The following is a 4,766-nucleotide window of genomic DNA, read 5'->3' on the forward strand; positions in this document are numbered from 1 at the left end:
GCTGCTATCGCTCTAGCCAATAAATTAGCACGAATGGCATGGAGTATTCTAAGACACAAAACGGCGTTTGACGCGCCAAGAGACGAGGTTGCTATCGGCGTCTGATAGACCCGCAGCAATCCAAAGGAGTTCGCGATAGATAGCAAAGCATGGAACGGAAATATTACGCCCCCAGAATCTGACGGCCCAAATGGTCATAATCGACCTTGCAGCTAATGAGATCACGGCGCGTGCGTAACCCCAACAAGGCCACGACCCGCGTGTCGATAAACAGGCCGGATACATATGAGCGACTTCCGAGAACATGCCAGAAATCATTTGCGAACAGCAGCCGGTACATACATAAGGGCCGTTCGCGTAGATCGACACAATGGGCGGAAACCGGAAGTTCGCTGCAGAGGGGCATACCGAACTAACCCCAATAGTAGAAATGTACAGTCAGTCTACGTCGACTGTTCTCTCGTTGCCTTGCTTGCATAATTCAGACACAATGTTCCAATCGGCTGTTTGGTTGCTCAGGCGCGGCTAGGCTGGTCGAAGCAAGGCAACACGATGAGATGAACTTTAATGGGGCTGTGAATGTTAAGATTGACCACTCTCTCGATTGAGGACATCGGCGGAATATCTAAAGCTTCAATTGGCTTTCATCCCAAAATGAATGTCATATGCGGTCCAAATGGTGTTGGCAAAACCACTATCCTAGACATCATTGTCCACATGGCCACTATCTTCCACTCGCAACGCCTCAAAAAACGTGTAGGGGCAGAAAGCGGAAGCGCGACGGTTGAATTTGTTGGCTCCAATGGTGCGGCCGCTCATTCGATAGCTGTAAAACATTCAGATCCAGCAGAAAAACAGCACTATACTGGAGGCAGCATTTCTCCTTCAGATATTCTGTACCTTCGAAACTACAGGCTTTTTGATTGGGTAAAGCTGGGCTCAATTTCATCCGATCCGGACCTAAAAGACGCTAGTTCAGTCGGTGGCCGAAACCTTAGTGGCATTCCCAACGGCGATTCTAAGAACTGGTTCGTGAACCGGTACCTTTTTTCACCTCATGAAAACGCACTTACTCCGTCTCAGTTAACGAACCTCCAACTAGCAAAAAAATCATTTGCTGTGCTCGACCCAACTGTACAATTCAGCCATGTCGAAGCCTCGAGCAATGAGGTAATGGTAAGAACGCCTGATGGGCTGATCCCTTATGAATACCTATCTTCTGGTTTCAAAACCAGTATTACTATCTTTTGGGGGATCATTAAGGAAATAGAGTTTCGCAGAGAACGTGACGTAGCTGGGGCCGAGACGTTCGATGGTGTCATTCTCATAGATGAATTGGAATTACATTTACATCCGGTCTGGCAATCAAGAATTCTTCAAGCATTGCAGACTATGTTTCCGGTCGCCCAGTTTATTGTCACAACGCATAGCCCCCACATTGTTCAAGCGGCGGAGAGCGGTGAAGTTATGCCTCTTGAAACTGACTATGACGGTAGCACAACGGTCAGAGAAATTCCTCACCTTGAACACGGTTTAAGTATGTGGACGGTTGAAGAAATCCTTGAAGATATCATGGGGATGAGTGACGCCAACAGCGGTGCATTCAGAGGTGTCCTGAAGAACTTCGAGCAGGCGGTATTGTCTAACAAAAGAATCGAAGCAAAGAAGATATATGATCATCTTGCAGGCTCGGTGCATCCACAAAGCGCTATCAGGAAGGTTCTTGCACTACAAATGGCAAGCCTAGGGGGATTGGACGATTGATAAAGTTAGATCGGCCTCAGAAACCAGCCTACCTTACCCATGCCAAAGTAACTGAACTAACCGCCAAATTCAAAGCCGACGGCAGTTCAGTGTGGAGAAAACCGGAAATAACGGACCCGCTTATAAAAGCATCACACAAAAAGTGCGCCTACTGTGAGTGCAAACTGCAAGAAAAAGACTCCTATATGGAGGTGGAGCACTTTCGGCATAAAGACAAGTACAACGACGATGTCGTCAAATGGGAAAATCTAGTTCCAAGCTGTAAAAGATGTAACGGTAAAAAAGGTACTCATGATGTTGTTATCGAACCAATAGTTGAACCTTTCAACATGGACCCGAGTGATCATCTTTATCTACAAATGGTCTATTTTCGCGATCACGACGATGTTGGAAAAGCAACAATAGAGACTTTAGATCTAAACAATTATAAACGGATGGTCCTTCCTAGGTTCTACATTACCGGTCAAATTGAGCGGAATATATTCGCTATCGAGCAAGCTCTGGAAGCATATACTAACACCCCTTCGGTTAGACGTAAGAATGGCTTAATCCGAATATTAACAGACACTCTGCTTGAGTGTCAGCCGAATTCGGAGTTTGCTGCAACCGCGGCGACTTTCCTGCACTTAAATCCGAGTTATGCAACTTTATGTGCGGCAATGAAGGCCGGAAATCTGTGGGATGAAGAATTGGAAAAACTACACCAATTGAGTGAAGCAATACGGCTCGTTTAAATCCATCGTTTCTCTCGACTTTGTAGAAACGTCGGTTAACTCGAGAAGCTAAGTTTCATCGCGCTGCGCCGCAGCGTTGTCTATCACAATCAACGGCCGCTTTGGGCGGTGGGTTCAACCGATCGATGCAACACTCTCTGCAAACTTCTCTGCTGGCGTTTGATATTGCAAGGTCTTTCGCGGACGTTCGTTTAGTTGCCTTGCGATCGCGCTAAGTTTTGCCTGTGAATGGATGGATAGGTCGGTTCCGCTTGCGGCAGATATTGCCTTAAAAGCCGGTTGGTGTTTTCGTTGGCCACGCATTGCCCGGCAGGCGATTTTGGATCAAAATCTGCCGAGAGGGGTGACTGAGGGTCGCAAAAGTAAACATCAACGTCGGTTGCTAGTGTGAAGCGCGGATGATCCGCCAGCTCTTTACCACGATCCCACGTCAGGGACTTGTAGAGCTCGCGCGGCAACTTCTGAGCCGATTTGATCAAGGCCGTAACGATGCTCTCGGTATCCTTGTTGGCAACTTTTACCAGCATGACATATCGTGAATGCCGCTCAACAAGGGTCGCGATATAGCTGTTCTTCGATCCGCCAATCAGGTCGCCCTCCCAGTGCCCTGGGACAGCACGATCTTCGACGGATGCAGGTCTTTCGCTGATGGACACAGCATTCTTAATCTGACCATTGCCCTTGCGCTTCTGGCTTGCGTGCTTGGAACGCCTGACTGTGCGTTTGGCACGCAGGTGCTCCAGGAGTTCCTTCTTTAGGACACCACGCGCCTGTATATAAAGGCTTCTGTAAATGGTTTCGTGTGACACCTATTTGTGCGCCTCCCCCGGGAATGCGCGTTTAAGCCAGCCCGCAACCTGTTCGGGCGACCATTTGCGCCGCAGCTTTGCTGATACTGCGTCGGCCAATTCGGGGTGACAAGCCAACTTGCACATCTTGGGCCGCAATGCCCGGTCCCATGCCGCTTGATCCGATGTGGTTGCGCGATAGCCTGTCTGGCCGCCATTGCGTTGAACCTCTCGACTGATCGTTGACGGCGCACGATGCAGCTGACGCGCAATCGCGCGTAGAGACTGTTTGGTGCTGAGCCCACGAGATATCTCTTCGCGCTCAGAAAGGCTCAATGCTGACCTAACCCGTCTGCGATCCGGTGGACGTATTCCACCAGTTGGTGAGATGACTGAAAAGACTGACGACGATTGGCGATCAAAGACACGCCCAATCGATCTCATCGACTCTCCACGCTGCCACCTGTCCCATATCTCAGCACGCTGTTCAGCTGAATAGTAAATCCTGCGACGATACTTCATTCAAAACACTCCATCTTTTCCTAAAGACTAAAGTGTTGCGTTCACCGGTTGAGCCCACCGTGGATTGCGTCAATCTACAAAAATGGCGGAGATGCCGCGAGGCCTTCCCACGCACCAATACCCCTAACGCAACCACCAGCATATCCCGCGCCGGGGCGCACACTAAGCCACCGGATCTAAAAGGGCGTTTCAAACTCGATGCCGCGATCGGTTTGCCCGTCCGCGGCTTCAAAGATGCGGCGGCTGTTAGATCACACCTCACCCAGCACCCTCATAACACACTGTATTTGTTGCACTTCCTCACACCCACCCCAAAACGCCAACACCCGCACACCTGCTACGGACCACAAACCGCCTCACCAAACAGCCCCCCCCCCCCACAATCTCGGCTGAATTTTTCGTCGCTCACAAAAAAAATCTCCGCGTAAGGGAAGCACGGGTCTAGGGTCAAAAGCCTTCCGGACTTTTGACCCTCCCCCCCCTTTGGGGAAATGCAGCTCTATTTGCTTGCGGTGGTCGGTGCGCTGTAGCCCTGCATCCGATCCAATGCCTCACGCAGGGCCACTCTCAACGCGGCGCTGTTGCGCGAGCTGACCGTCCAGTCATATTTGCGCAGCACTTCACTCATCGATAGGCCCAGCAAGCACACGGCCCGCACCGCATCCAGGTCCGAGATCATCTTGCACACACGTCCCTCACCGCGTTTTGACGGGCGCACCTTGCGCATCGGCATCGCCACGCCGCGACCGACTTTGCGCTCAAGCGCCTCAAACTCTTGGCGGGCTGCCAATCGCAGAACAACGGCATCTACGCCACCGCCACCACCGGAAACACGTTCGCCATAAGATGTGCCGCGCAGGTCACCGCTTTGAAGTCCTTCATACAACCCCGCATAGTGGCGTGCCATCGACACCTGCCCCGCGTTGAACGGTTCCTCAAACACGGCCTCCTTGTTCTT

2 protein-coding genes and 2 pseudogenes are annotated in these 4,766 nt (G+C 50.9%); 2 read left to right on the forward strand and 2 right to left on the reverse strand.

Annotation, left to right across the window (positions count from 1 at the left end; all coding sequences use genetic code 11):
* Positions 1–579 precede the first annotated feature (579 nt).
* Positions 580–1,764 carry an AAA family ATPase gene (locus tag BM025_RS18665; RefSeq protein WP_085850872.1) on the forward strand — a complete coding sequence of 395 codons (1,185 nt, stop codon included), beginning with the start codon at positions 580–582 and terminating at the stop codon, positions 1,762–1,764.
* The gene (locus tag BM025_RS18670; protein ID WP_085850873.1) at positions 1,761–2,498 is read left to right on the forward strand and encodes an HNH endonuclease; all 738 of its coding nucleotides are present in this window, start codon (positions 1,761–1,763) and stop codon (positions 2,496–2,498) included. Before BM025_RS18665 ends, BM025_RS18670 begins: the two co-directional genes overlap by 4 nt.
* A gap of 114 nt (positions 2,499–2,612) precedes the next feature.
* On the opposite strand, the pseudogene BM025_RS18675 reads toward BM025_RS18670, so the two are convergent.
* Together BM025_RS18675 and BM025_RS19285 are read right to left on the reverse strand one after the other, a co-directional pair.
* Positions 2,613–3,808, reverse strand: a pseudogene (locus tag BM025_RS18675) (IS30 family transposase).
* 499 nt (positions 3,809–4,307) lie between these two features.
* A pseudogene (locus tag BM025_RS19285) lies at positions 4,308–4,766 on the reverse strand (hypothetical protein); the annotation flags it as partial.

It is taken from the genome of Pacificibacter marinus (assembly GCF_900109555.1).
Lineage (GTDB): Bacteria > Pseudomonadota > Alphaproteobacteria > Rhodobacterales > Rhodobacteraceae > Celeribacter > Celeribacter marinus_C.